Origin of the sequence: Pseudomonas fluorescens, from assembly GCF_001307275.1 — a bacterium.
In the GTDB taxonomy this organism is placed as follows: domain Bacteria; phylum Pseudomonadota; class Gammaproteobacteria; order Pseudomonadales; family Pseudomonadaceae; genus Aquipseudomonas; species Aquipseudomonas fluorescens_AA.
The window spans coordinates 4,571,954-4,595,769 of record NZ_CP012831.1 but is presented as its reverse complement, the minus strand read 5'-3'; the positions used below and the strand labels follow the sequence as shown (position 1 = coordinate 4,595,769).

General features: G+C 55.5%; 31 protein-coding genes. 27 read left to right on the top strand and 4 right to left on the bottom strand.

All coding sequences use genetic code 11. The features are described 5' to 3' along the window. Positions 1-9 precede the first annotated feature (9 nt). The 25 genes from gpM to AO356_RS20535 all read left to right on the top strand — a co-directional run bounded on the left by gpM (position 10) and on the right by AO356_RS20535 (position 18,432). Complete coding sequence (gpM, locus tag AO356_RS20635; protein WP_060741306.1) at positions 10-708, top strand: phage terminase small subunit; 699 nt, start codon at positions 10-12, stop codon at positions 706-708. A gap of 104 nt (positions 709-812) precedes the next feature. Next, complete coding sequence (locus tag AO356_RS20630; RefSeq protein WP_060741305.1) at positions 813-1,274, top strand: head completion/stabilization protein; 462 nt, start codon at positions 813-815, stop codon at positions 1,272-1,274. After that, positions 1,274-1,486: a tail protein X gene (locus AO356_RS20625; protein ID WP_060741304.1), complete on the top strand. Its 213-nt coding sequence runs from the start codon at positions 1,274-1,276 to the stop codon at positions 1,484-1,486. The genes AO356_RS20630 and AO356_RS20625 overlap by 1 nt, the downstream gene beginning before the upstream one ends. 22 nt (positions 1,487-1,508) lie before the next feature. Then, positions 1,509-1,985, top strand: a complete 477-nt coding sequence (locus AO356_RS20620) for a phage tail protein (protein ID WP_060741303.1) — start codon at positions 1,509-1,511, stop codon at positions 1,983-1,985. After that, positions 1,982-2,437, top strand: a complete 456-nt coding sequence (locus tag AO356_RS20615) for a phage virion morphogenesis protein (protein WP_060743160.1) — start codon at positions 1,982-1,984, stop codon at positions 2,435-2,437. The genes AO356_RS20620 and AO356_RS20615 overlap by 4 nt, the downstream gene beginning before the upstream one ends. Positions 2,438-2,649: 212 nt before the next feature. Then, on the top strand, positions 2,650-4,062 hold the full coding sequence (locus AO356_RS32630) for a hypothetical protein (RefSeq protein WP_152032439.1): 1,413 nt from the start codon (positions 2,650-2,652) through the stop codon (positions 4,060-4,062). Positions 4,063-4,163: 101 nt separating this feature from the next. Further along, positions 4,164-4,721 carry a hypothetical protein gene (locus AO356_RS32625; RefSeq protein WP_152032438.1) on the top strand — a complete coding sequence of 186 codons (558 nt, stop codon included), beginning with the start codon at positions 4,164-4,166 and terminating at the stop codon, positions 4,719-4,721. A 152-nt stretch (positions 4,722-4,873) separates the two neighbouring features. Next, positions 4,874-5,902, top strand: a complete 1,029-nt coding sequence (locus AO356_RS20605) for a restriction endonuclease (protein ID WP_152032437.1) — start codon at positions 4,874-4,876, stop codon at positions 5,900-5,902. Positions 5,903-5,989: 87 nt separating this feature from the next. After that, positions 5,990-6,562: a phage baseplate assembly protein V gene (locus tag AO356_RS20600; RefSeq protein ID WP_060741300.1), complete on the top strand. Its 573-nt coding sequence runs from the start codon at positions 5,990-5,992 to the stop codon at positions 6,560-6,562. Next, the gene (locus AO356_RS20595; protein ID WP_060741299.1) at positions 6,559-6,903 is read left to right on the top strand and encodes a GPW/gp25 family protein; all 345 of its coding nucleotides are present in this window, start codon (positions 6,559-6,561) and stop codon (positions 6,901-6,903) included. Before AO356_RS20600 ends, AO356_RS20595 begins: the two co-directional genes overlap by 4 nt. Next, entirely contained in the window at positions 6,900-7,811 is a 912-nt protein-coding gene (locus AO356_RS20590; protein WP_060741298.1) for a baseplate J/gp47 family protein, read from the top strand. Before AO356_RS20595 ends, AO356_RS20590 begins: the two co-directional genes overlap by 4 nt. Next, positions 7,811-8,437, top strand: coding sequence for a phage tail protein I (locus AO356_RS20585; protein ID WP_060741297.1), 627 nt, complete (start codon positions 7,811-7,813; stop codon positions 8,435-8,437). The genes AO356_RS20590 and AO356_RS20585 overlap by 1 nt, the downstream gene beginning before the upstream one ends. After that, positions 8,427-8,588 (top strand): hypothetical protein, encoded by a 162-nt coding sequence (locus AO356_RS33115; protein ID WP_237140764.1) that lies wholly within the window; start codon positions 8,427-8,429, stop codon positions 8,586-8,588. The genes AO356_RS20585 and AO356_RS33115 overlap by 11 nt, the downstream gene beginning before the upstream one ends. Beyond that, on the top strand, positions 8,585-9,643 hold the full coding sequence (locus AO356_RS33110; protein ID WP_060741296.1) for a phage tail protein: 1,059 nt from the start codon (positions 8,585-8,587) through the stop codon (positions 9,641-9,643). Before AO356_RS33115 ends, AO356_RS33110 begins: the two co-directional genes overlap by 4 nt. 2 nt (positions 9,644-9,645) lie before the next feature. Beyond that, positions 9,646-10,074, top strand: coding sequence for a hypothetical protein (locus tag AO356_RS20575; RefSeq protein ID WP_060741295.1), 429 nt, complete (start codon positions 9,646-9,648; stop codon positions 10,072-10,074). Between the two features lie 392 nt (positions 10,075-10,466). Then, positions 10,467-10,826, top strand: coding sequence for a DUF6124 family protein (locus AO356_RS20570; protein WP_060741294.1), 360 nt, complete (start codon positions 10,467-10,469; stop codon positions 10,824-10,826). Positions 10,827-10,955: 129 nt separating this feature from the next. Further along, positions 10,956-12,125 carry a phage tail sheath protein gene (locus AO356_RS20565; protein ID WP_060741293.1) on the top strand — a complete coding sequence of 390 codons (1,170 nt, stop codon included), beginning with the start codon at positions 10,956-10,958 and terminating at the stop codon, positions 12,123-12,125. Between the two features lie 23 nt (positions 12,126-12,148). Beyond that, positions 12,149-12,664 (top strand): phage major tail tube protein, encoded by a 516-nt coding sequence (locus AO356_RS20560; protein ID WP_060741292.1) that lies wholly within the window; start codon positions 12,149-12,151, stop codon positions 12,662-12,664. A 26-nt stretch (positions 12,665-12,690) separates the two neighbouring features. Beyond that, positions 12,691-13,020 carry a phage tail assembly protein gene (locus AO356_RS20555; RefSeq protein WP_060741291.1) on the top strand — a complete coding sequence of 110 codons (330 nt, stop codon included), beginning with the start codon at positions 12,691-12,693 and terminating at the stop codon, positions 13,018-13,020. A gap of 8 nt (positions 13,021-13,028) precedes the next feature. Beyond that, positions 13,029-13,148, top strand: a complete 120-nt coding sequence (locus AO356_RS31100) for a GpE family phage tail protein (RefSeq protein WP_072344080.1) — start codon at positions 13,029-13,031, stop codon at positions 13,146-13,148. After that, positions 13,138-15,681 (top strand): phage tail tape measure protein, encoded by a 2,544-nt coding sequence (locus AO356_RS20550; RefSeq protein ID WP_060741290.1) that lies wholly within the window; start codon positions 13,138-13,140, stop codon positions 15,679-15,681. Before AO356_RS31100 ends, AO356_RS20550 begins: the two co-directional genes overlap by 11 nt. A gap of 6 nt (positions 15,682-15,687) precedes the next feature. Further along, on the top strand, positions 15,688-16,128 hold the full coding sequence (locus AO356_RS20545) for a phage tail protein (protein ID WP_060741289.1): 441 nt from the start codon (positions 15,688-15,690) through the stop codon (positions 16,126-16,128). Continuing rightward, positions 16,125-17,375: a phage late control D family protein gene (locus tag AO356_RS20540; RefSeq protein ID WP_060741288.1), complete on the top strand. Its 1,251-nt coding sequence runs from the start codon at positions 16,125-16,127 to the stop codon at positions 17,373-17,375. The genes AO356_RS20545 and AO356_RS20540 overlap by 4 nt, the downstream gene beginning before the upstream one ends. Positions 17,376-17,401: 26 nt before the next feature. Further along, on the top strand, positions 17,402-17,620 hold the full coding sequence (locus tag AO356_RS31095; protein ID WP_310650581.1) for a Com family DNA-binding transcriptional regulator: 219 nt from the start codon (positions 17,402-17,404) through the stop codon (positions 17,618-17,620). Next, positions 17,581-18,432: a DNA cytosine methyltransferase gene (locus AO356_RS20535; protein ID WP_060741287.1), complete on the top strand. Its 852-nt coding sequence runs from the start codon at positions 17,581-17,583 to the stop codon at positions 18,430-18,432. The genes AO356_RS31095 and AO356_RS20535 overlap by 40 nt, the downstream gene beginning before the upstream one ends. Positions 18,433-18,702: 270 nt before the next feature. On the opposite strand, the gene AO356_RS20530 is transcribed toward AO356_RS20535, so the two are convergent. The 4 genes from AO356_RS20530 to AO356_RS32740 all read right to left on the bottom strand — a co-directional run bounded on the left by AO356_RS20530 (position 18,703) and on the right by AO356_RS32740 (position 22,828). Continuing rightward, positions 18,703-19,269 carry a hypothetical protein gene (locus tag AO356_RS20530; protein ID WP_060741286.1) on the bottom strand — a complete coding sequence of 189 codons (567 nt, stop codon included), beginning with the start codon at positions 19,267-19,269 and terminating at the stop codon, positions 18,703-18,705. A gap of 303 nt (positions 19,270-19,572) precedes the next feature. Then, entirely contained in the window at positions 19,573-20,427 is an 855-nt protein-coding gene (locus tag AO356_RS20525; protein WP_060741285.1) for a DUF5677 domain-containing protein, read from the bottom strand. 55 nt (positions 20,428-20,482) lie between these two features. Further along, positions 20,483-22,201: a hypothetical protein gene (locus AO356_RS20520; RefSeq protein WP_060741284.1), complete on the bottom strand. Its 1,719-nt coding sequence runs from the start codon at positions 22,199-22,201 to the stop codon at positions 20,483-20,485. Between the two features lie 489 nt (positions 22,202-22,690). Continuing rightward, positions 22,691-22,828 (bottom strand): hypothetical protein, encoded by a 138-nt coding sequence (locus AO356_RS32740; protein WP_160320219.1) that lies wholly within the window; start codon positions 22,826-22,828, stop codon positions 22,691-22,693. Between the two features lie 212 nt (positions 22,829-23,040). On the opposite strand from AO356_RS32740, the gene AO356_RS20515 reads away from it, so the two are divergent. Together AO356_RS20515 and AO356_RS20510 are read left to right on the top strand one after the other, a co-directional pair. Beyond that, positions 23,041-23,334 carry a DUF1778 domain-containing protein gene (locus AO356_RS20515; RefSeq protein ID WP_060741283.1) on the top strand — a complete coding sequence of 98 codons (294 nt, stop codon included), beginning with the start codon at positions 23,041-23,043 and terminating at the stop codon, positions 23,332-23,334. A gap of 32 nt (positions 23,335-23,366) precedes the next feature. Then, positions 23,367-23,813, top strand: coding sequence for a hypothetical protein (locus AO356_RS20510; protein ID WP_237140763.1), 447 nt, complete (start codon positions 23,367-23,369; stop codon positions 23,811-23,813). Positions 23,814-23,816: the final 3 nt, after the last annotated feature.

Genomic DNA, 23,816 nt, shown 5'->3' with positions numbered 1-23,816 from the left:
GCGGCCACCATGACCAACCCCTGTCGTCACCATTTTGAACGTGTAACGGCTGCCGTCGAAGCGGCGGCTACAGACCCTACCCAAACCATGGCCGGCGCCACGGCGTACGAGCATCAGTTAAATCAGCTGCTGCAAGACCGCCTGCGCCTGAAACAGGTCCAGTCCAACCAGAGCAAGGCCGAACTCAAACGCCAGCTACTGCCAAGCTACGAATCCTACGTGCAAGGTGTGCTGGAAGGTGGCAAAGGCGCTCAGGACGAAGTAATGACCACCGTCATGGTCTGGCGCTTCGATGCCGGCGACTTCAGCGGCGGCCTCGACATCGCGACCTATGTGCTGAAGTACAGGATGGTCATGCCGGACCGCTTCGCCCGCACGTTGGGATGCCTGGTCGCTGAAGAGGTCGCCACAGCGGCCTTCAAGGCTCAGAAAATCGGCGAACCATTCGACTTGGCGATCCTTCATCGCACCGCCGAACTCACCGACGCCGAAGACATGCCCGACCAGGCCCGCGCCAAGCTGTTTCTCGCCATGGGCCGCGCCACGCTGGACGAAATCACCGAAGAAGCCAAGGGCCAACCCGGCCAGTTGCAGGCCGGTGTGGATCTGCTGAAAAAAGCCATCGCCCTGCACGACGCCTGCGGGGGCAAGAAAGATCTGGAACGGGCCGAACGCCTGCTCAACAAACGTGCCGGCCCTGCCGGCTAATCGAGCGTCCCCACGCACCCCGCCGGCTCGGGGCGGATCGGCCAGGCAGATCCGCCTGAACGTGATGCCCCGACCACCGGCGACCTATCTTTGAGGGCTGTTCCATGAGCGGATTTATAGCCGGCGGCACCGTCGCCAGCGGCCATATCAACACCGATGCCTTCTGGCCCACAATCAACTTGGATCAGTTGCGTGCCACGCTGCGGATCGACGCCAGCGTCACCCCGCCACGCCTGGAAACCGCCGCGGTTGCCGCCGCCATCAGCGTCAACCGCGAGCTAAGCGAATGGCGCACCACCCAACAAGCTGCCGGCTATACGAAACTTGTCGACATGCCCGGCGAGCGAATCAACGACGTACTGGTCCTGGTACACCTCTACCGCCGCGCCATCGAGGCCGCTACAGGCGCTGAAGTTTGCGAGCGCTACCGCTCCTATGACTCCACAAACAGCGGCCACCAGAACGCAGAAGAACTTACGCCAAACATCGACGACTACCGCCGCGACTTGCGTTGGGCGGTGCGTGACTTTCTCGGCGTCAATCGCACCACAGTGGAGTTGATCTGATGAAGGTCACCGTCCGCGCTCACCAAAACGACACCGTCGATTCCCTTTGCTGGCGTCACTACGGCCGCACAGCAGGCGTGACCGAGGCGGTACTCCAAGCTAACCCCGGCCTGGCCGACTACGGGCCGATGCTGCCCCAAGGCCTTGCCGTGCAAATGCCCGAAGCCCAGACGGCCGCACCGCAGCGGTGGATGGTGCATCTATGGGACTGATGCCCTTTACAAGACCTACCTCATGAACAAACCTGAAAGCCTGCGTACTCACCTGCTCGCCACCATTGGCGAACTCAAGCACAACCCCGACCGACTGCTGATTTTCATCGATAACGGCAAAATCCGCTGCACCGCCGCTGCCAGCTTGTCCTTCGAGTACAGCTTTGATCTGCAGGTCATCCTCACCGATTTCGCCGGACATCCCGACAGTGTGATGTTGCCGGTACTGGGGTGGTTGAAATTGAATCAAGCCGATCTACTTGAGAACCTGGACAAGTCCACCGAGGGCATCCAGTTCGAAGCCGACATTCTGGACAACAGCAAGGTGGACCTCAGCCTGACCTTGCCGCTGACTGAGCGAGTGATTGTGAGAAAGGACGCCGACGGAAAGACAACTATCCGCCACCCCGGCGAACCTCAACGCACTGCCGTGTTTCTCGACCCAGCGTGGGTACCCGGCGCTCAAAGCGCCAGCAACGAATGGGTCGTACCGAAGTGACGAGTCGACTGGAAGCGCTGGAGGAATGGGCCGGAGGTCTACTGGGTCAGCTTGAGCCCGACTCGCGCACTAAACTGGCTCGTAGCATCGGCCAAGCTCTGAGACGCAGCCAGCAGCAACGTATCCTCGCACAGAAAAATCCAGACGGCAGCAAGTACGCACTTCGTAAACAGCGCAACCTACGAGGAAAGCAAGGGCGAACGAAGCAGAAGGTTCGGATGTTTCAGAAGCTTCGAACAGCCAGCTTTTTGAAGGTACAGGGAAATGGAAATGCGATAGGAATTGGATTTACAGGCCGTATCGCTCGTATTGCTCGTGTACATCAGTATGGATTGAAGGATCGTGCCAAACCCGGTGCGGCAGACGTGAGGTACGAGAAAAGAGAAATCCTAGGTTTTACGGATACTGATCTGGATCGAATCCACCGCACTCTGTTGGATCATTTCGTATAACAGAACGACACACGCCTAATGTCGGAAGGCAGATCTGATTTGTGGAGGCTCGGATCAGGTTGCGAGGCTACATTCAGCACGTTCGACAGCTTGCTCGTAAATTTCCTAACTCAACGCTGTGTCGGTGCCTTGCCTATATCCCCAGACTCGTCTATAGCATCAGTAGCAATAGGCCATTGCTGCTCCATCACGATTAACGGATGAGACTCGATATGAAGCGAACGGTAGCAGCCATCACAGTCAGTTTATGCATTTTTCCTTCGGTTGCCTTCTCTGGATGGTTTGACAAAAAGGAACAAGTCACACTTTCATCAGAGCTAAGCGACACCCAACAAATAGAAGATGAAACCTATGTAAGAACTACAACATCCACCCAAAACCTAATAGGAATGTGCAATGATAATTTCTTGTATGCACTTTCAAGAAATGTAATTGGAGCCAACGGCAAAACTCTAGTAGTTCTCACTTACGACTCCCTGCCAATACTAAAGGTGGAGTACAACCAAAAAACACGCGGATGTAGGAAAGATTTTTTAATAGAGAGAGACCTTACTAGCTACATCCTTTTCTCTAAAGCTGAGAATCAACATAAATTCAATCTAATATATGTAGCTGACGAAGAGGTAAAAACATTAGAAAATGCGCTCCATTTTGCAACCCCTCTTATTACCGCCGCCTCGCCCGCTGGAGCACTTGTCGGATTGCCAATAACCAAGGATATTGCAAACTCTCTTGATAGCGCGCTAGCGAGCGCAGCAAGCCCTGACGACAATCAAACCGTCGGATTTAAATTGCCCGGTGGCCAAAACCAAACCAAGCTAACCTTATACGCAACAATTGGGTCGCAGAACTATCGATTAATGGATCTCTTCCTTAACACAAGAAAATCGTTATTAGATGGAAAAAACCAGGAAGCCATCATGAACCTCTCTCTGGATGGTCCTTCAGGAGTTAATGAAGCAATTCTTAATTACCGCAGCAAAAATGGTATAGTCTTCAAGGCGGGGGATTATGGCATAATTAGCAGCGAATGCAGATTCTTGAGAAACTCATACCAAGGGAAATTAAATACTCTTGACATGCGCCGACTCCAAGAAGCATATATATTAGAAAATCACAGAGACATGATAACCCCCAAAGTTTTGCAGCAGTGTTTAGGTTATACAGTTGAAAACCCGCAGCGAGATCTGACATTTAAACTACTCGCTGACATGATTACACCTACCACTCCGACCCTTGATACTTTTTTTCTAAAGCTTCTTACCACAGGAGAGCATGAAAAGGTCCTATCTCCCACCATTAAAATCAGCGACAGGAATACAAACCTTAGGATCGCTAATGCCTCCGACTACATTGGACTAAGAGATGTATCCTCTGCCGCCTGTCATACATCACTGAGTCAAAATCAAGTAGGCTTTATCCAATCTATAGGTAACCAGCCCTACTACTTAACCGCGTCGGTCGATCGACTGTATTCAAAGGAGGAAGCGGGAAAAGGAATGCTACCTGCAATCAACAACATGTCAATCAGCACATCTCTCGACGAGGATTATCGGAGTATACCTGGCGTAATGCGCTGCATCAATGACTGGAATCAGTCCCGCAAAATCGCAAGCGACTGGTAATAAAAGCTCGGAATATTAGAAGAGCATAATGTACAAATAAATTTCGGCGGTCCTTGTACCGACCGCCGTACCTTACTTCTCTTACCAAGAGAAATCCCACCATGAAAATTAGATTCGTTTATTTATGTTTTTTATTCATACTCCCCCCTCTACAAACCTGGGCTGACGACTATCCCTGGCTTCCAGACCCAAGTTGCAAGCTAAGGAAGCCTCACCCGGAAGGGCTTTACCCAAATGCACTCACTGGTCTCAACAAACTGGGGCTAAGCGCACGAATAACACAGGCATGGAACCCAGCACCGGCTGCAAGCAATGTTCATGGTACCGATTCAGCCATCGATGGAGTCGCATACACGGGAGCAGTAGATCTGAGCACCCGATGCCTCGACGAAACCCAAATAAAGCGTTTACTTAAGGAGCTGACCAACACCGGCTTTATTGCCTGGTATCGCAAGGACGGTGTCGATGGCTGGACAGGGTCTAATCACGTCCACGCCGTATGGGTCGGCGACACCTTGAAAACGGTCCTCCGACGTCAAGTTACAAGCTGGACAAAACGCAAGAATGGACTCAGGTCTGATCTTGAGTATCAATTTTGGCAGGCCGACGATGCAACGATAGAAGCCATCAAAACGCGGTATGATGCAGCAAATCACTAAAATCTATGCGGCAACGAAACATTTTCAACAGCATCCCAGAAGCTGAAAGTCACACAGTGTGGATCCACTCAAACCGAAAGCAAGGAAGGACATAGCAATGGAGCATGCTAAAACGTTAACCGATATAAATGTCAGAGAGAGCATCTCAAGAAATGAATGATTTAATCGGAGCAGCTCGTAATTTTGAAAAAACAATCTCCACATTACTTACGCACAGCGGTTTCGCACTACTTACTAAAACCCCGTCACACGCCGACTTTTTTATAAAGCAAAACAGCAAGATCTGGGCAGTAGAGGTCAAATACTACAAAACACACAGAGCACAACTAAAACTTCTTAGTAATGCCGCACAACAAATACGCCAAGAATTGGATAAGAATCCGAAATTATCGGGCATGCTGATCGTCTCGTGCATCATTACGGAGGCACAGAGAGAATATCTCAAACGAGAATATAGGGTCGTAGTTCTAGATAGGCAGCTCCTTTTGCACCTAGCCTCTAACTCCCCGGAAATAACGGAAGACCTACATGCACTATTTGAAATCAACCCAGACGACTTATCAATTGCCGTCGATCAGTTCTACGATTTAGCAGCAGACATTAGCTCTCTCCAAGCCACCGAACATACGACACCTCCATCGGTAGACACCACTGGCACGATTCTATGCAAAGAGTTACGAGCAATAAAACCCGGAAAGCCAGCGTGGAATGATTATGAAACAAAATGCAGGGAAATACTTGAATACCTCTTCAAGGATCATTTGACAGGTTGGAAAAAACAGCAAAAAACCGAGGATGACCTAAATCGTTTTGATTTTGTGTGCAGAATAAAACCATCGACTGAATTTTGGAATTTTGTTCTTCAGCATCTGCACAGCAGATATATTCTTTTCGAATTCAAAAACTACTCCAAACCTATCAAACAAGGCCAAGTCCTAACAACTGAAAAATACCTTCTTGAAAAAGGCCTACGAAAAGTCGCCATCATGATTACGCGGAAAGGCGCACATGAAAGCGCAATAAAAATGGCGCAGGGGGCGATGCGTGAGATTGGGAAGCTTATTATCATTCTCGATGATGAGCAAATATGCAAAATGTTGCATATGAAAGAAAAAGGCAGCGACCCGACTGACTACTTATTCGAAATCACTGACGAGTTTCTGCTTTCCCTGCCCCGCTGAACTCTGATCGCTTGCACATCTGTAGGCTCTAACCTCACAAGCCTACAGAGCTGCACCTTCTCTGGAGTTGGCGCCACCATCGGCGCCATGAACGACCTACCCGCCCTCGCCCGCCTAATCGAAAACCTCATCCGCTACGGCACCATAGCCGCCGTCCAGATGAAGCCCCCACGCGTGCGAGTAAAAACCGGAAGCCTCACCACGACCTGGCTACCTTGGATCGCCCTACGAGCCGGCGCAGACCGCGAGTGGAATCCTCCGACAGAAAACGAGCAGGTCCTTCTCTTCAGCCCCTCCGGCCAACTCGCCAACGGCGTCGTCCTGACAGGCCTATTCAGCGACCACATCCCAGCCAACGGCGACCGCGAAGGCCTGCACCGTTACACCTACCGCGACGGCACGGTGATTGAGTACGACAGCATCGCCCACCACCTCAACGCCGCCCTCACCGATGGCGGCACCACCACCCTGACCAGCCCCGGCGGCATCAATCTAGTCGGCGACATCACACACAAGGGCAACTACACCCAGACCGGCAACCAGACCATCACCGGTGAGGTCTCCGTCTCGGCGGACGTGGTGGCGGCCGGCATCAGCCTAGTCAAACATCTACATGGCGGTGTCATGTCTGGTGGCGGCAAGACGGAGAATCCGGAATGAACCGACACACCGGGGCTTCCCTCTCCTCCGAAGAAAGCATCGCTCAATCCATGAGCGACATCCTCAGCACCCGCCTCGGCACCCGTGTGATGCGCCGCGAATACGGCAGCCTCCTACCCGACCTGGTGGACCATCCATTCAACGACATCACCCGCTTACAGGTGTACGCCGCCACGGTTATCGCACTGATGCGCTGGGAGCCGCGCATCAGCCTCAGCCGCGTGCAGTTTCTAGGCACCACGTTGCAAGGCCAGGCGTCACTGGACATCGAAGGCAGTATTGTCGATAGCAATCAGCCGCTGAGTTTGAGTGTGCCCCTGCACTTAGGGGGGAGCGCGTGAGTTCGTTTGTTGCCATCGATCTGAGCCAGCTTCCAGCGCCACAGGTGGTCGAACAGATCGATTACGAGCAGATCCTCGCCGAGCGCAAGGCCTACGCCATCAGCCTATGGCCCGTCGAAGAGCGCGCCGAGATCGCTGCGCGCCTCAACCTGGAATCGGAGCCGTTGACCAAACTGCTCCAGGAGAATGCCTACCGCGAAATGATCTGGCGTCAACGTGTCAATGAAGCCTCTTCGGCAAATATGCTCGCCCTCGCCAGAGGCACCGACCTGGACAACCTGGCCGCCAACTACAACGTCAGGCGCTTGGTCATTCAGGCTGCCAAGCCGTCCGTCATACCACCGATTCCGTTGCAGATGGAGAGTGACGACAGTCTGCGAGAACGGGCGCAGATGGCGTGGGAAGGACTGAGCACCGCGGGCCCGCGCAACAGCTACATCTTTCATGCCCGGTCGGCTCACGGGCAAGTCGCTGATGCCACTGCCGAGAGCCCATTGCCGGCTGAAGCGGTGGTAACGGTGCAATCGATACTCGGCGACGGCACCGCTCCACCCGCCCTGCTCGCCGCCGTCAAAACCTATCTCAGTGACGACGACCGACGCCCTGTAGGCGACCGATTGACCGTGCAAAGCGCCAAGATCATCCCTTACCAAGTCAAGGCCAAACTGTTCCCGTCATCCTTCGGACCTGAAAACGAGCTGAGTATGACGGCAGCAAACGCGAAGCTATTCAGCTTCGTGCACCAGCGACGTCGCTTGGGCCTGGAAGTGTCTGAATCGATCATTCACGCCTCGCTGCATGTCGAGGGCGTGCGCAAAGTCGTGCTGCAGGATTGGATCGATATCGTCGCCACACCTTACGAGGCCCCGTATTGCACAGACATTGATCTGGCATGGGGCGTTGAATAATGGCCGACATGCCGCTGCTCCCGAGCAATTCGACGCCGCTGGAGCGGCAAGCTGCACAGGCACTGGCCCAAATCCAACGTGTCCCTATCCCGCTGCGCACTTTGTACAACCCTGATCTTTGCCCATTACCGCTGCTGCCCTATCTGGCCTGGGCCTTCTCCGTAGATCGCTGGGACAGTCAGTGGAGCGAAGCGGCCAAACGTGCCGCCATCCGCAGCGCGTACTACATCCACTCGCGCAAAGGCACCCTCGGCTCGCTGCGCCGTGTCGTCGAGCCGTTGGGGTATTTGATCGACATCGTGGAGTGGTGGCAGACCGAACCTGAAGGCCCTCGGGCAACCTTCACGCTGAAAATAGGCGTACTCGAAAGCGGTATCACCGAAGCGATGTACCAGGAGCTGGTATGGCTCATCGATGACGCCAAGCCTCTGACCCGACACCTGATCGGCCTCGACATCATTCTGCAAACCCAACTGAACATTTTCATCGGCATCGCGCTTTACGACGGCGATGAAATCGATGTGTACCCCTGGAGCAATCCCGATATCAACGTGGACATCCAGGCCTACAGCAACATGAGCATTTACACCCTCGACGAACTGGATGTGTATCCCCATGGTGAATGAGAAAACGCTTTTCGGCGGCATGTTGACCGCGCTTGGCGCTGCCAAGAAAACCAATTGCGATGCCCTCGGCATTCCTTGGGAACCGAAGTACATGCTGATCGGTGACGCCAACGGCACCGACCAGTGCCAAGCCCGACGCAAACAAAATTGATCAACCAGGTCTACCGCGCCCAACTTAATCAGCTGCGTGTTTCCCCGACGGACCCAAACATTCTGATCGCTGAGGTGGTTCTGCCGCCTGACGTGGGCGGCTGGTGGGTGCGCGAGTTGGCGCTTGAAGACAAAGACGGCGTGTTTTGCGCCGTTGGGAATGCGGCCCCCAGTTACAAACCTCTGCTGACACAAGGCACCGGTCGTAACCAGGTCGTGCGGATGCACATCATCACCACTGGGACCGCGAATATTCAGCTGAAGATCGATCCTTCGGTAGTGCTTGCGACTCGCGAGTATGTGGATAACAAGATCCAAGAAGAGCTGTACAAGCTCGATCATAAGCAGTCAGCCCGCCTAGCCACCACGACCAATATCAAGCTGACGGGCCTTCAGAAAGTTGATGGCGAGACAGTGGTTGCAGGCGACCGAGTGCTGGTAAAAGATCAAAAGTCGGCCAAGGAAAACGGCCTCTACATAGCCTCTACAGGAGCTTGGCGACGAGCCCCGGATGCCGACAGCGGCGCCAAAGTCACCTCGGCACTCGTTGTGTCCGTTGAGCAAGGCACTGTCCAAGCCGATACGATCTGGCAGCTGACTACAGACGACGTCATTGAGTTGAACACCACAGCACTGACATTTCGGCAAGTGACGCAAAACGATGCGCCCAGACGATTGGCTACCCAGTCAGAAGTAGATGCCGGGAAGCTTGATACCGTGGCGGTATCTCCGAAAACAATGCGATGGGGCTTCGCCACCGCCCTTCATTCAAACGGCTACATCATTTTTCCATCTTGGCTCGGTGGTCTCATCATTCAGTGGACGCGGAATGTGATCCCTGAGGGTGCAGATGAAGTTCATGTAAACCTGCCAATAGCCTTTCCCAATAGCTACTTTGGCTGCTCGATATCAACTTCCTCCGCCAATGCGGTCTCCATAAATCGCTATAACCACTCTCTCAGCGGTGTCGTCTTGCAGGCAAGATCGCTCAGCAGCTCAGGCCTTAAGGCACCAGACGTGCAGGTCTTCTTCGAATTTATTTGCCTAGGGAGATGAACATGCGCAAATACAGTAAGAGCACTGGAACCAGCTACATTGTTGGTCTTCATCAGGACATTCCGTTAGACGCAGTGGAGATCTCAGACGAATGCTATGAGCAGGTGATCGGCAATCCCACCCCAGGCAAAGTGCGTAGCCATGACGCCATGGGTTTGCCGATTCTGATCGATCCAGCTCCATTAACGCTGGAGCAATTGGCAGCCATTGAGCGCCTGTGGCGAGACGCTGAAATCGACAGTGTGCGCTGGCTGCGCGAACGCCACCGTGACGAGGTGGATTCCGCCAGGCCAACAACCCTCACGGACGAGCAATCAACAGAGCTGCTGAACTATGTCCAGGCCCCGCGAGACTGGCCCGTAGCACCCGGTTTTCCCAGCTCGGAACATCGCCCTTCGCCACCGACATGGGTGGCTGTGCAGAACCAATAACACCGATCTGTTTAATGTTCACACGGTGGTAGGTATCGAGCCCTACAGCTACATACTCGGAAATACCACATCCCAGTCCCAAGGCTACGTTACCTTGCGCCTTTGCCTACAACTAAGCCAGAATCCGCCCGCTTGTGCGCCTTGAGGCCGGGCTCTATCGTTTCCTGGTCGCTGAAAAGAATCAGCGATCGGGTTTAGCGACCCGAACCATAGGCACATAAGCAACCATGAATCATTGTGGGGTCTAACCGCAATTACGTTATGGCGGCTGTATGTAGGAGACCTTCGAGTCTGCCGGGTGCCTATGTCCGGTTCGCTAACCTGCGTGCAGTCGCCACCATTCTGTTTAGCGACAGGTCGTGACGACTCCCATTTCTCATAGGAGCGTTACCATGTTCAAGGTCACACCCAACCCTCCGGAATCAGATCCCACCTCTTCCTACTCAAGCCTCGATCCGGAAAAATTCCACGAAGCCACTGAGCGGGCGCTTAATTATTATTTGAAGCCGGAACAGGCCAAACCCAAGAAAGAACCAGCAGCGGATCAGCTCTTCACTGTTGTCGAAAGCATCGACACTGAAAGCCTACTCGCCAACCTCAGCGAAAACCTGGCGTCAGCCAATGCCATGATCAGCGACCTGGCATTCGATCTTGAAGGTTCTCGCCGGCATGTTGCGATGGGTATCCAGCAAGTCATTGAGGTGAGCGAACTGCTGGCCAATCGTGCGCTGGATATCGTCGATCCGCGTTAGCAATGGGGCCGTGACCGAAAGGGCTAGCCGAGGCTTGTAGCCCCCCTGCCTACAAGGCCATCGGCTCGCCCAATCGGTGCAATCGCGGCAGCCTGTACAGTGTCATTTCAAACACTGCACAGGCACCCCATGACCGATTATCTCCATGGCGTGCGGGTCATCGAACTCAACGACGGCACCCGCCCCATTCGCTCCATCCCCACCGCGGTAGTCGGCATGGTCTGCACCGCCGACGACGCCGATGCAGGCGTCTTCCCCTTCGACACGCCGGTCCTGATAACCAACGTTCAAACCGCCATTGGTAAAGCCGGTACCACGGGCACCCTGGCGTCCAGCCTACAGGCCATTGCCGACCAGACCATGCCCTACACCATTGTCGTGCGCGTGAAGGAAGGCGCCACCGAGGAAGAGACCACCAGCGCCCTGATCGGCACCACCACCGCCGAAGGCAAATACACCGGCCTGAAAGCCCTGCTCGCCGCCAAGGCCCGCGTCGGCATGGTGCCGCGCATCCTCGGTGTGCCAGGCCTGGACAGCCTGCCGGTGGCCACCGCCCTGGTGTCTATTGCTCAGCAGGTACACGGCTTCGCCTACGTCAGCGCCTGGGGCTGCAAAACCAAGGAAGAGGTGGCCGCTTACCGGGCCAATTTCGGCGCCCGTGAAGCGATGGTCATCTGGCCCGAATTCCAGAATTGGAACACCGTCAACAACGCCACGGTGACCGCCTCGGCCGTGGCCCACGCCTTGGGTTTGCGCGCCAAGATCGATCAGGAAGTGGGTTGGCACAAGACCCTGTCCAACGTCGCCGTCAACGGCGTGACCGGCATCAGCGCCGACGTGTTCTGGGATCTGCAAAACCCGGCCACCGACGCCAACTACCTCAACAGCCATGAAGTCACCACGCTCATCAACGAGGGCGGCTTTCGCTTTTGGGGCAGCCGCACCACCAGCAATGACCCTCTGTTCGCCTTCGAGAACTACACCCGCACGGCACAGATCCTCGCCGACACCATGGCCGAGGCGCACATGTGGGCGGTGGATAAGCCGCTGCATGCGTCCCTGGTGCGCGACATCACCGAAGGGGTCAATGCCAAGTTCCGCGAGCTGATCGGCACGGGCTATTTGATCGGTGGCAAGTGCTGGTTTCCAGACGACGCCAACGGCAAGAACACCCTCAAGGCCGGCAAGCTGTTCCTCGATTATGACTATACCCCTGTCCCACCGCTGGAAGACCTCACGCTGCGCCAGCGCATCACCGACCGCTATCTGATGGACTTCGCCAACAAGATCAATAGCTGAACCGCGCAACGGAGAGCCCTGCCATGGCCATGCCCCGCAAACTCAAGAACCTCAATCTGTTCAACGACGCCAACAGCTACTTGGGCGTGGTCAAGACCGTCACCCTGCCCCCGCTCGGCCGCAAAATGGAAGGCTATCGCGGCGGCGGTATGAACGGCCCGGTCAAGTCTGATCTCGGCTTCTCGGACGACGGTATTCAGTTCGAATGGAAGACCGGCGGCCTGGATCTGATCGCCCTCAAACAATTCGGTGCCGTCAACGCCTCGAGCATTGCCTTGCGCTTCAGCGGCGCTTTTCAGCAGGACGACACCGAGGCCGTCAGCGCCGTGGAGATCGTGATGCGCGGCCGCCATGAGTCGATTGAGATGGGTGAAGCGCAACCCGGTGAAGACACCGAACACAGCATCACCACCACCTGCAGCTATTACAAGTTGATCGTCGACAACGAAGAGATCATCGAAATCGACCTGCTCAATTTCATAGAAATCGTGGACGGCGTCGACATGTTGGAAAAACAGCGCCGAGCCCTCGGCATCTGACCTGCCCCTAAACCTTGGAGACTTGCATGAAGACTGAAGAAACGCTCACAGCCCTGCCGCCAGAGGATGACAACAGCGTCACCCTGGATACGCCGATCATCCGGGGAAAGACCTTGATCGACAGCATCACCCTGCGCAAACCACAGGCCGGTGAGTTGCGCGGTGTGCACCTGGTCGAGTTGTTGAACATGGACGTGGCGACCTTGATCAAGATCCTGCCGCGTATCAGCAACCCAAGCATCACCGCGCCGGAAGCCGCTGGCATGGACCCCGCCGACCTACTCGCCTGTGGCAGCAAGATCTCTGGTTTTTTGTTGCAGAAGTCGGTGAAGGCGGATGCCTCCCTCGTTGCGTAGAAGATGCCATGGCCGACCTGGCCGTGGTTTTCCACTGGGCACCGACGGACATGGACCCGTTGGGCCTGCAAGAACTGATGGCGTGGCGCGAACGCGCCCGGGCACGGAGTGTCACCGATGGGCAATGACTTAAAACTGCGCGTGCTCCTGGGCGCTATCGACAAAGCCAGCGGCCCTTTGAAGGTGATCGACAAACGCAGCACCGCCACCGCTCGCGCATTGAAAGAAACCCGTGACCGCCTCAAGGCGCTCAATGCCCAACAGCAAGACATCAGCGCCTGGCGTGCTCAGCGGTCGGCGTCACTGCGCACCGAAGAGGCCCTTAACGCGGCACGGGAAAAGGTCCGCGCCCTCAGCCAACAGTTCGCAGCGACCGGGGCGCCGACGCGAGCCATGACTAAGCACTTTCAGGCCGCCGTCAGGGCCGCCCAGGCGCTTAAGCAACAACATCGCAAGCAAGGTGAACAGCTCCAGGCGCTGCGTGCTCGACTGGCCGGCGCGGGTATCAGCACCCAACACCTGGCCCGCGACGAACGCCAGCTACGCCAACAGATCGGAGCCACCAATGCCAGCCTAAGCACACAATACAAACGACTGGCCGCATTGAATGAACAACAACGGCGCCTGAGCACTGCGCGGGCTTCATTGGATACTTCACGGCGCAGCGCCGGCGAGCTGACCGCTAAAGGCGCTGTCGCAACTGCCGGTAGCGGTTCAGTGTTGTACGCAGGGGCACGGATGCTATCGCCGGGCATCAACTTCGACGCCAGCCTGAGCCAGGTGCAGGCGATTACTCGTCTGGATGAGCATGCCGATGCGCTCAAGGCTTTGCGCACTCAAGCTCGCGAGCTGGGCGGCGCCACCCAATTCACCGCAGGACAGGCCGCCGATGCCCAAGGCTACCTAGGGATGGCAGGCTTCGAACCCAACGCCATCCGGGCCGCGATGCCAGGCATGCTCAACCTAGCGGCGGCAGGTGGTACTGAGTTGGCTCAGACCGCTGACATCGCGTCGAACATCCTGTCGGGGCTGGGCCTGACAGCCGATGAAATGGATCGCCTCGGCGATGTGCTGGTGGGGACGTTCACCCGCTCCAATACCACTCTGCAAATGCTGGGCGACACCATGAAGTACGCCGCGCCCATGGCGAAAACGTACGGTGTGGAATTGGAAGTGGCCGCCGCGATGGCCGGCAAACTCGGCGATGCAGGCCTACAGGGCAGCATGGGCGGCACCGCACTCAGCTCGATCATGAACCGCTTGGCCGCCCCACCCAAAGGCGCTGAAAAAGCCTTGCAGCAACTGAACATCACCACGGCCGATGCGGTCGGAAACCTGCGCCCCCTGCCCGACCTTTTAAAGGAGATCTACAGCAAAACCCATCGCCTGGGCACCGCCGAGAAAGGCGGCCTGTTCAAAGCGATTGCCGGGGAAGAAGCGGTCAAGGGCATGGCCCAACTGGTCGAACAGGCGGGCACTGGACAGCTGCAGGTGCTCATCGCCAACCTGCGTCAAAGTCAGGGCGAAGCGGCGCGCACGGCGAAGGTTATGGCCGATAACCTCAAGGGTGATCTGACCAGCCTCAGCAGCGCCTGGCAGGACCTAGGTATTGAATTACAGGACCAACAGAACGAACCGCTTAGGGAGCTGGTTCAGTCCGTCACCGCGCTTGTCAGGAGCATCAAATCCTGGGCTCGGGAGAATCCCAAACTCGCGGCTGGGCTCGTTAAAACCGTTGCGATCATCGCCGCGCTGGCCGTCGCTGTCGGCGGGCTGATGCTGGCGTTAGCGAGCGTTCTGTTGCCGTTCGCAGCGCTGCGTTTCGTCCTGGTTCAGTTGGGTTTTCGTCTGCCGGGTTTGATTGGCTTGCTGTCGACTTTGGGCCGTACCGTGCTGCCATTCGTGGCGAGGGCGTTGCTCATCGTCGGGCGTGCCCTGATGCTGAATCCAATTGGGCTGGCAATCACCGCCATCGCCGGCGCAGCGTATCTGCTGTATGAACACTGGGACGCGGTGACGGCGTATTTAGCCGGCGCTTGGCGTGAAATCCAGACCGGTTTCGACAATGGGCTGGGCGGCATTTTGAAAGTGCTTGCGGACTTCAGCCCGGTCGGCTTGATCTACCAAGCGTTCGCCGCTGTAATGAAGTACCTGGGCATCGACTTGCCCAACCGCTTTACTGCCTTCGGCGGGTTGATGGTCGACGGCCTGGTCAACGGACTGACCGCGGGCATGAGCCGCCTGAAAGAGGTGGTTGACCGCCTCGGCACCCGAACCATCGACGCCTTCAAAGAAACCCTGGGCATCCATAGTCCCTCACGGGTATTTGCCGAGTTGGGCGGGTTCACGGTGGAGGGGCTTGTCCAAGGCCTAACGTTGCACGCCGATGGCCCCCTGGGCGCTATAACCGCCCTGGGCGAACAGCTCATCGCTGCCGGAGGACGGTTGTCGTCGATTGATTCACTGACGGTCGATACTCGCGCTCCGATCAGCCCACGACCTTCCCAACACATTGATAGCCACGACACCTATGCCATTCACATCCACACCACGCCAGGCATGGACGCCAACGCAGTCGCCCGGACTGTACGTGCCGAAATAGCACGGCATCAAAACGAGAAGGCCGCTCGACGCCGCAGCCGCCTTTCGGACCTGGAGTAGCCGACCATGATGCTTGCCTTGGGCATGTTCGTCTTCAGCCTCTCCACTGCCGCCTACCAGGAACTGCAACGCCAAACCGAATGGCGCCACGTGAGCAACCCGCGCATCGGTGCCGCCCCGGCGCGGCAGTTTGTCGGGCGCGGTGAGGACGTTATCACCCTGCCCGGCGTCATCCTGCCGGAACTGGCCGGCAGTGCCTTGAGCCTCGACGCCCTGCGCCTGATGGCGAATACCGGGAAGGCCTGGCCGATGGTCGAGGGCAGCGGACGGATCTATGGGTTGTGGATTATCGACAGCTTGAGCGAAACCAAAACGCTGTTCTTTCGCGACGGCACACCACGGCGGATTGAGTTCAGCCTCAGCCTCAAGCGCATCGATGACGACCGCATCGACCTACTCGGCGCGGCGACCAGTGTCGGTGTGAGCATCATGAGGGCGCTGCTGTGATCGATACTGCTCTCGCCCATGTCACCGGCTATCTGAATCGCCGAGATACTGTCTATTCAGTGCCGGCGTTTCGCATCACGGTCGATGGCAAGGACATCGCCCAGTTGATCAGCCCGAGGTTGATGCACCTGGAACTGGCCGACAATCGCGGCATCGAGGCCGATCAGTTGAGCATCACCCTCAGCGACCACGACGGACTGTTAACCATCCCGCCTAAAGGCGCGGTCGTCCGGCTATGGCTGGGTTGGAGTGACACCGGCCTGGTGGACAAAGGCAGCTACACCGTCGATGAAACCGAGCACAGCGGCGCACCGGACGTACTTAATATTCGCGCTCGCTCGGCGGATCTTCGCAAGGGTTTGAAAACCAAACGCGAGCGCAGTTGGAGCAACACGACACTTGGCGAGGTCCTGGGCGACATCGCTTTGGGCAACGGCCTCACCGCCACGGTTGCCGGTGCCTTGGCCGAGTTGCCCATCCTGCAGCTGGACCAGGCGAGCGAATCGGATGCCAACCTAATCAGCCGCCTTGGGGAAGAGTTCGACGCCGTGGTCACCGTCAAAGCCGGACACCTGTTGTGCCTGCCGGCTGGCGGTGGCAAGACCGCCAGCGGCGCAGATTTGCCCCACATCACTCTCAACCGGACCGATGGCGACCAACACCGTTATCTACAAGCTGACCGTGGCAGTTACGACGGGGTACGTGCGTATTTCTATGACGTAAACAGCGCGAAGAAACAGGAAGCTATTGCCGGTGGCGGCGACTCTCTTAAAGACCTTCGCCACACCTACAGCGACCGCCAGTCTGCCTTGCGCGCCGCTCGCTCTGAATTCAACCGGTTGCAGCGCGGTAGCGCGACCCTCAGCTACACCTTGGCCCGGGGACGTCCTGACCTGATTCCAGAACTGACCTACACGCTCCAGGGCGTGAAGCAGGAGATAGACGCCATCATTTGGTACGGCGGCAACGTGCTGCATAGCCTGAGTGCGGACAATGGCTACACCGTCAGTTTGGAGTTGGAGAGCAAGCTACCCGAGGACACGGTTGAGGGGCTGGCTGAAGAGAACAGAGGTGACTTCACCGGCGTCATCGCCTACTACCGCGATAGGAAGTCCGGGAAGGAAAAGGCCGTGACGATTGGAGACCAGAGCAAGCCCAAGCGGCTGCACTGGTTGTACGCCACGGAGCATTCGGCGAAGCGGGCTATAGATCGGGAGTGGAAGCGAATGAAGACAGAACGGCAATAACCCGTATTACGAAGACGTTAAAGACAATGCTCAAGGACGACCTCATGCAAGACATACGTTGCGGCCATTGCTGCCGCAAACTCGCCGCTGCCAGCGGCTTCCAGGAATTACAGATCAAGTGCCCGCGCTGTCGGACACTCAACCATCTGAAGGCCCAGAGCCTCCCCCAAGCGTGCCGCGAGCATCCAGAACAACGAGTTCATGAATGCAGCAACCCACCATTGGCAGCCTGTTCGCAGGCATAGGAGGCTTTGATGTCGGATTTGAAAACGCGGGATACCGCAGCGCCTGGCAAGTTGAACTCAACCCCGTCAACCGGGCTGTGCTTGCCGATCGATTTCCCCATGCACGCCAGTTCGAAGACGTGCGCCAGTGCGGCGCCCATAACCTCTCCCCCGTCGATGTCCTCACCGCTGGCTTCCCCTGCCAGGACATCAGCATCGCCGGATGTCGGGAGAGCAATCAAGACACCCGAGGCCTGCGCGGCGAACGCAGCGGCCTGTTCTGGGAAGTCATACGTATCCTCAAAGAGATACAACCAGGCTGGGTGGTCCTTGAGAACGTCGTTAACCTGCTCGCTGTCAACGATAGCCAAGACTTTGAGACAGTCATCCGGGCCCTTGCGGACTGCGGGTATGTGGGATTTTGGCGAGTGCTTAATGCTCAATATTTCGGAGTCCCCCAGCAACGTCGTCGAATATTCCTGGTCGCAGGTTATCGACGCATGCCCCCCTTCGAGTTCCTGGCTGACGCCGCGCCAGTGGACGCAATACCTCCAGCGTCTCGCTCGATCCGCTGGCCACGCCCCGCGGATGCCTGGGCTGCCAATACTCTATTGGCAAACAAAGCCGGATCCCAGATCGCTATGGGCTGTACCACTTTCGTCGCTCACCCGAACGGATGGGATCAGATGGTTGAGCGGCAGCGAACGTCTGAAGATGATGGGTTTTGTCTCGGACTGGATGCGGCCAACCTTGCGGAGGCTTTCAGTGCCGGAAACGCCGTTGTTGCGCAGGTGGCGGAGTGGGTTGGGCGGGGGTTGATACAGCAGAGGTAGACACAACCCCCTTTCGAATGGGAACAGTAGTTCGCGGTCAACTACTCAAGTACGCGACAGCCAATGGTGGCGTCCAGCCGTTATATTTGCGGCAAGCATGTCTATGCAGTATGCTTCGTGTGCGCGTAGATTCTGTGTTGCCGGTTCACAACAACCCCTTCGCCGTGTCTGCTGCTGCTCCCCTGATGTAAGTTGTGTTCCATCAGGGTCGAATTCTTAATCAAAAGCCCGCTTACGCGGGCTTTTGTTTTTTTGGGCTTCCTCCATTTGTTACCGGACTGGCCTCCAGCGTGGGAGTTGGTGCCTTCCGTACTTGGCGGTGACGAATTGGTACTGAGGGGCAAACTCGGTATACCAGTCGATCTGCTTGTGGCAATGGTTAAGAAACTCTTCATCGTTCCACAGTACCTGCATTTCTCTTCTGGTCAGCCGGCGTGCTTTGTCCTCTGAATGAGGAGCTGAGAATACTCGTCCGGTGTAGGGGTTGAGCTTGGGCCATGAATTAGTTTTTTTTTGAAAGTGACCGTGAGGCACAGAGGGATAACAGTCTGCGTCGCCAACCGTAAAAACCCATTTGCTTAGCACGACGAGATGAAACCACCGATCTGCAGGATCATCTTTCTTTGCGCCCTCGACGAGAGGGGCAGTATCAGGTCGCTCGCATTCACTTGATTCTTGAGTCTCAGGCTCCTCGTCACGCCCCAATCTCGGGTCGCGTATACTGTGGCCCGGGTCGAGAAGCCATTCCGCTACTTCCGCGCGCTCTTTGAGCTCAGCCAATCCAATGAGTCCGAGGTCGTAGCTGACCTCGGACCATAAAAGAAGATAGCGATACATAGTTCTGCTCCTGAATTGGCTGGTGAACCGCCCCCGGATTGATAAGCACTCAGTGACTGCTTCTGGCCGACTCTGTCGAAAACAGTCGGTCCTTCCAAAACCGTCCGTACACTGACTGCTGAAAGCGCCTTTTTTGCGCGCAGCTACACGAATCTGGGCCCGGAATCCTTTGTTCAACGTAAAAATGCCAATCTCAAACACATACTTTTCTACCGTGAAGATCTTGACCGACTTTTTCAACAGAATCGGCCAATAGCAGACGTTCAAAAGAGCCCAAAAAGGCGGGAGCGACTCAGTTGTAAACTATGCGTCTGGTGGTTCCCCACCTACCCATTCGTCTCCAGTTGCAGCCTTGAACAACCGCTTGAATAACTCATGCTCCTTAAGAACCAGTGGGCCGAATTGATGGACATTTGCATAGGCAGCAATAAAACCGCTGGCGGCATGCCCAACTGCTGACAAGATGTCGGCCATTTGCTCTTCGGTTCCTCTCTGGAATGCCTCGAGAGTCTGCTCCTGACCTCTGTGTGCGCTCATAAAGTAACTCATGCCATACACTGAGCCATGTATGATTTCCGAGGACACGGCGTAGATGCCTGCATACGCCCCCAAAAAGGCGCCTCCAGACGCCCGCACGACTTTGCCTATACGGTTAATTTTGGACGGTGTGTCGAGCGAACACCACGAGTCTTGCCCAGGGCCGGCGAACTCGGGGAAAAGCCTCGCTGCCGTCGCTTTAGGAGCTGGACCATCACCCAAAGTCATCATGAACTCCCCGTTGCCAATCACGCGATTGTTATGCTTCCAAGCGGCATAATGAAGATGTTTTAAAGCGCGTTTAGAGACCTGAACAGGCTGCGTCGTGAAAAAAGCAGCATTGATGAATCCCTCAACCACACATCTGGCAATTGGATAGAGATCGCGGACTGCAAGGCCACGCTCAGTTGAGTTTTTCAGGATGGTATTAAGGGATTGTCCAGCGCCCATGGCAACTGCAGCAGCCGCGCGCCTTTGGTCTGGCTCCAGACAGCAAGCCAGCCATTGTCCTTCGCGGAGAACTGGCCCCTCCGACATTACGAAGAGCATCAGGTTCAAGAGCGTCAATTGCTCCTGAATAACTGCGCGCAACTCTTCAAGGGGATCGTTTCTTTCGCTCATCGACATATCTTCGTGGATGTCTTAGCAAAACGGATCAAACTTTTAAAGCTTGGGCTCAGTCAGCCTCATCACCTGAAATTGAGCGAGGCAATAAAATATTTGACCCATGGATAGGGGTATCTAGGGTGACGTCTACTTCCAACTGCACCAGCTGTTGATGCCCTGGGTGACTTTCCACTGCGACCGCAACCATCTCCCGACATTTATTCAAATCACCCAATAGACGGTAGCGCTCAGCCAGAGCTAGTGACATAGCAGCCTCAAATAATCGTGGAAAGCGTAGCCCACTTGGACTCTTACGTCGCTTGAAATAGTTCTCCAGCTCCTGATGGTGAATATCCAAAGGCCAGTTGATTATCTTGCCTAAGATGGTGCATACGATAAGTGCTTCCGCCGAAGGCTGGAAGAGCTCTTGCTGAATAAGCCTGTTAATCGGTTCAGATATAGGCTCCCTTTGTTCTTCGGAAACAACACCGTTGAAAAGGACATATAGAGCCAGGTATGGCAGGCGAAGAGCCTTTTTTGAGTCTGGCAGGAGCTCTGCCACAGCGCTCAGAACCGGCCGCAGGTCTGTTAGGGCTGCTCCTTCTTCTTTCAAAATGCAGGGACCATACTGCTCTAAAAAACCCTCAAGCTTACGTCGACCGGCGCCGATCAAATCTCCTTCAGCATTCCCGACCCAGTACTGAGGCGCCATCTGCATCTGGATTACCCCGCTACGCTCCAAAACGTAGTCATATTCCTCATGCTTCAATGAGGGTTGGCCCATCACGAATTCAATGATCACATTGCGCATCAAGCGAGATAGTCCTTGAAGGGTCAAATAGGGCATACGTTCATGTAACGCCGTTTCACCAAAACCATGACCAAGGACTACCACATCCGGGAGCCGCTTGAGCTGGTGCACATACTTGGATCGTGACTGATAGGCCATTGCCAAGACCTCCTTAAGGTCCGAGCGCGCGAGAGACTGATTCGTGACTAGTGCAGGTTCGCGGAAATAACTGGGCGACGTATGAGATATAGCGAATTCACGAAACCGCCGCGCTAAAGCCGTATGCTCTACTCTTAACAGCGCCTCTCTGACCCGCTGCGCGAGCTCTTCCTCAGCACCAGACAATGCCTCATCAACTGCAAGGCGCTTACGCTCCTCATAGGACTCCCAGTCACTTTCATGCCCATCGAAGTCTTGGGCTAGCGACTCAACTGACGCGACTAGCAGCGTGTACGAAAGTTCCAAATCATCGGCGATACGGTGCATACCGTTTATGTAGGTCCGGATCGCTCGCATGACGCAAAGAAATGTGTTGCGAGGCAAACCAATCAGTTGAGTGATGAACTCCTGCAGGAATGTGACTTCCTGGGGCTTGCACCAGAGTTCGGCATCGAAGAAACGACGAACGAACTCTTGCGGAGCTGCACGTGTGGCCAAGCCTTTTTTGCCAGTCGTCAAACGTCGGGCCAGATCGATGTCCGGCGTACATACGCAATTCAAAGCAAATGAAGCCACAACGGCAAAATCGTTCAGGTACGGTTCAACACACGAGGATATGAGCACACCTGGTCCATTCTCTTCGGCCTCCATCCGCTCCAGCAGCTCATAGACGAGAACACGCGGATGAATCGAGTAGCTAGTAGACGGTAATAATCTCCCTCCAGCCGTTTCAATTACATCTCCACTACCAAAGGTGGCATTGGTATAGAGAATTCCGCGTAGCAAGTTCTCCCAACCTACGGGGCGGCTGAAAAGCTTTCCGGTGGCAATCTGAAGCATATGATCTCCCTTCTTACGCTGGCAGCTCGGCTACCTGAGCACAATCATGCAGGCATTCCCCACGCCCCAACAAACCCCATTCTCCGTCAGAAGGGCTGCCGCATGGGTTTTTAGCAGTGGTGTTTCTCGTAGTCAGTAGCAGTTAGCTATAAGTCGAACGTGATCGCCCTTCAACGTCTGCTTATAGCCAATTTCAACGTGTTGCACCTGATCGAAATTGATTGCTTCTGAGTAATGAGCTTAGCGCTTCCCACCGACGAAAGCCGTAACCGCGCAAGGCGGTTCGCAAGTGGTGTCTGGATCTGCTTCACCGAACACGATAAAGGCGACTACAGCGTCTTTTTTGTTTCTGTCCATAACGCTTGGTGAACGCAATACGTCCATCGCCTAGCTCGGTCCAATGGCTTCGGCACGCTCTATTGGTAACAAAACCGACTCCCAGATCGCTATGGACTGCACCACTTTCGTCGCTCACCCGAACGGATGTAATCAGAGGGTGAGCGGCAGCGAGCGGCTGAAAAATGATAGGGTAGCTTTGAAAATGCAGCCAACCCTGCGGATGCTTTCGGTGCCGCAGATGTCGTTGTTACGCTGGCCGCGGAGCGGCTTGGGCACATCCTGATCCATTCAGGGCTCGCCCCATGTAGCTACAAGCTACACGCATATATACAGTAGCTATACAGGCGCGTAGAATCCTCTCAAGGCAACCCTCATGGCCCGAACCTAAACGATTCACCTCACACCCGGAAGGAATCCGCAATGAAAATTACAAATTTATCAATACCTCCCTGCTCATAAGGAGAGCTATGCACTTCTGCCAACCAGCCCATAGGTGAAACATGACTGTAACAATTGAAAGTGTTGAAAGGTCAAAACCCGTTCCCATCAACATGAGAGCGGACGAAAAAAAACGAAACCTGATCGATCTGGCAGCTGCTATGTCTGGTCGTGATCGAACCAGCTTTATCTTGGAAGCTGCTTGTCAGAAAGCAGAGGAAGTCATCCTGGATAAGCGTCTGTTCCTTCTCGACGACGTTGCATTTGACGCATTTGAACAGGCAATGGAAGCCAACCCGATTCGAGGTAACGAGTGCCTACATCAACTTCTCGAAAGGCCCAAACGGTGGAGCTAAGGGCTCCGGAAAAGCTGAACGATGAGCACATCTTGGATGAATTCGATTCTGGCGTGACATCGATCAACGATTACCTTCAAAGACAAGCGCGCAAAGCTCAAGCGGCAAAGCAGGCCGTTGTATACGTCATCTGCCGCAAGGATACGCCGGTCGTCATGGGCTATTACACCCTGTCGAGCGGATCAATCGCACGCGAGAACGTCGTTCCGAAAAGCCGTCAACGTAATTCCCCCAGCGTGCATCCCGTGACACTGCTGGGGCGCATGGGAATAACTCTGGAAGCACAAGGTCAAGGTTTCGCCATTGACTTGCTGCAAGATGCGATTGAACGAGCGATTAGTGCGTCAAATACCATTGGCTCTACCGCTATAATTGTCCACCCGCTTAATGAGCGTTTGTCGGACTTTTATACAAAATACGCAGGTTTTATACCGTGCCCGGAGCTTTCACCCGTCACATTAATGTTGCCGCTCCGCTAATTC

What these genes read in the sequence shown, in the direction of transcription:
- gpM (WP_060741306.1), top strand. Translation starts at nt 10, where the DNA reads ATGACCAACCCCTGTCGTCACCATTTTGAACGTGTAACGGCTGCCGTC.
- AO356_RS20630 (WP_060741305.1), top strand. Translation starts at nt 813, where the DNA reads ATGAGCGGATTTATAGCCGGCGGCACCGTCGCCAGCGGCCATATCAAC.
- AO356_RS20625 (WP_060741304.1), top strand. Translation starts at nt 1,274, where the DNA reads ATGAAGGTCACCGTCCGCGCTCACCAAAACGACACCGTCGATTCCCTT.
- AO356_RS20620 (WP_060741303.1), top strand. Translation starts at nt 1,509, where the DNA reads ATGAACAAACCTGAAAGCCTGCGTACTCACCTGCTCGCCACCATTGGC.
- AO356_RS32630 (WP_152032439.1), top strand. Translation starts at nt 2,650, where the DNA reads ATGAAGCGAACGGTAGCAGCCATCACAGTCAGTTTATGCATTTTTCCT.
- AO356_RS32625 (WP_152032438.1), top strand. Translation starts at nt 4,164, where the DNA reads ATGAAAATTAGATTCGTTTATTTATGTTTTTTATTCATACTCCCCCCT.
- AO356_RS20605 (WP_152032437.1), top strand. Translation starts at nt 4,874, where the DNA reads ATGAATGATTTAATCGGAGCAGCTCGTAATTTTGAAAAAACAATCTCC.
- AO356_RS20600 (WP_060741300.1), top strand. Translation starts at nt 5,990, where the DNA reads ATGAACGACCTACCCGCCCTCGCCCGCCTAATCGAAAACCTCATCCGC.
- AO356_RS20595 (WP_060741299.1), top strand. Translation starts at nt 6,559, where the DNA reads ATGAACCGACACACCGGGGCTTCCCTCTCCTCCGAAGAAAGCATCGCT.
- AO356_RS20585 (WP_060741297.1), top strand. Translation starts at nt 7,811, where the DNA reads ATGGCCGACATGCCGCTGCTCCCGAGCAATTCGACGCCGCTGGAGCGG.
- AO356_RS33115 (WP_237140764.1), top strand. Translation starts at nt 8,427, where the DNA reads ATGGTGAATGAGAAAACGCTTTTCGGCGGCATGTTGACCGCGCTTGGC.
- AO356_RS20575 (WP_060741295.1), top strand. Translation starts at nt 9,646, where the DNA reads ATGCGCAAATACAGTAAGAGCACTGGAACCAGCTACATTGTTGGTCTT.
- AO356_RS20570 (WP_060741294.1), top strand. Translation starts at nt 10,467, where the DNA reads ATGTTCAAGGTCACACCCAACCCTCCGGAATCAGATCCCACCTCTTCC.
- AO356_RS20565 (WP_060741293.1), top strand. Translation starts at nt 10,956, where the DNA reads ATGACCGATTATCTCCATGGCGTGCGGGTCATCGAACTCAACGACGGC.
- AO356_RS20560 (WP_060741292.1), top strand. Translation starts at nt 12,149, where the DNA reads ATGGCCATGCCCCGCAAACTCAAGAACCTCAATCTGTTCAACGACGCC.
- AO356_RS20555 (WP_060741291.1), top strand. Translation starts at nt 12,691, where the DNA reads ATGAAGACTGAAGAAACGCTCACAGCCCTGCCGCCAGAGGATGACAAC.
- AO356_RS31100 (WP_072344080.1), top strand. Translation starts at nt 13,029, where the DNA reads ATGGCCGACCTGGCCGTGGTTTTCCACTGGGCACCGACGGACATGGAC.
- AO356_RS20550 (WP_060741290.1), top strand. Translation starts at nt 13,138, where the DNA reads ATGGGCAATGACTTAAAACTGCGCGTGCTCCTGGGCGCTATCGACAAA.
- AO356_RS20545 (WP_060741289.1), top strand. Translation starts at nt 15,688, where the DNA reads ATGATGCTTGCCTTGGGCATGTTCGTCTTCAGCCTCTCCACTGCCGCC.
- AO356_RS31095 (WP_310650581.1), top strand. Translation starts at nt 17,402, where the DNA reads ATGCTCAAGGACGACCTCATGCAAGACATACGTTGCGGCCATTGCTGC.
- AO356_RS20535 (WP_060741287.1), top strand. Translation starts at nt 17,581, where the DNA reads ATGCAGCAACCCACCATTGGCAGCCTGTTCGCAGGCATAGGAGGCTTT.
- AO356_RS20530 (WP_060741286.1), bottom strand. Translation starts at nt 19,269, where the DNA reads ATGTATCGCTATCTTCTTTTATGGTCCGAGGTCAGCTACGACCTCGGA.
- AO356_RS20525 (WP_060741285.1), bottom strand. Translation starts at nt 20,427, where the DNA reads ATGAGCGAAAGAAACGATCCCCTTGAAGAGTTGCGCGCAGTTATTCAG.
- AO356_RS20520 (WP_060741284.1), bottom strand. Translation starts at nt 22,201, where the DNA reads ATGCTTCAGATTGCCACCGGAAAGCTTTTCAGCCGCCCCGTAGGTTGG.
- AO356_RS32740 (WP_160320219.1), bottom strand. Translation starts at nt 22,828, where the DNA reads ATGGATCAGGATGTGCCCAAGCCGCTCCGCGGCCAGCGTAACAACGAC.
- AO356_RS20515 (WP_060741283.1), top strand. Translation starts at nt 23,041, where the DNA reads ATGACTGTAACAATTGAAAGTGTTGAAAGGTCAAAACCCGTTCCCATC.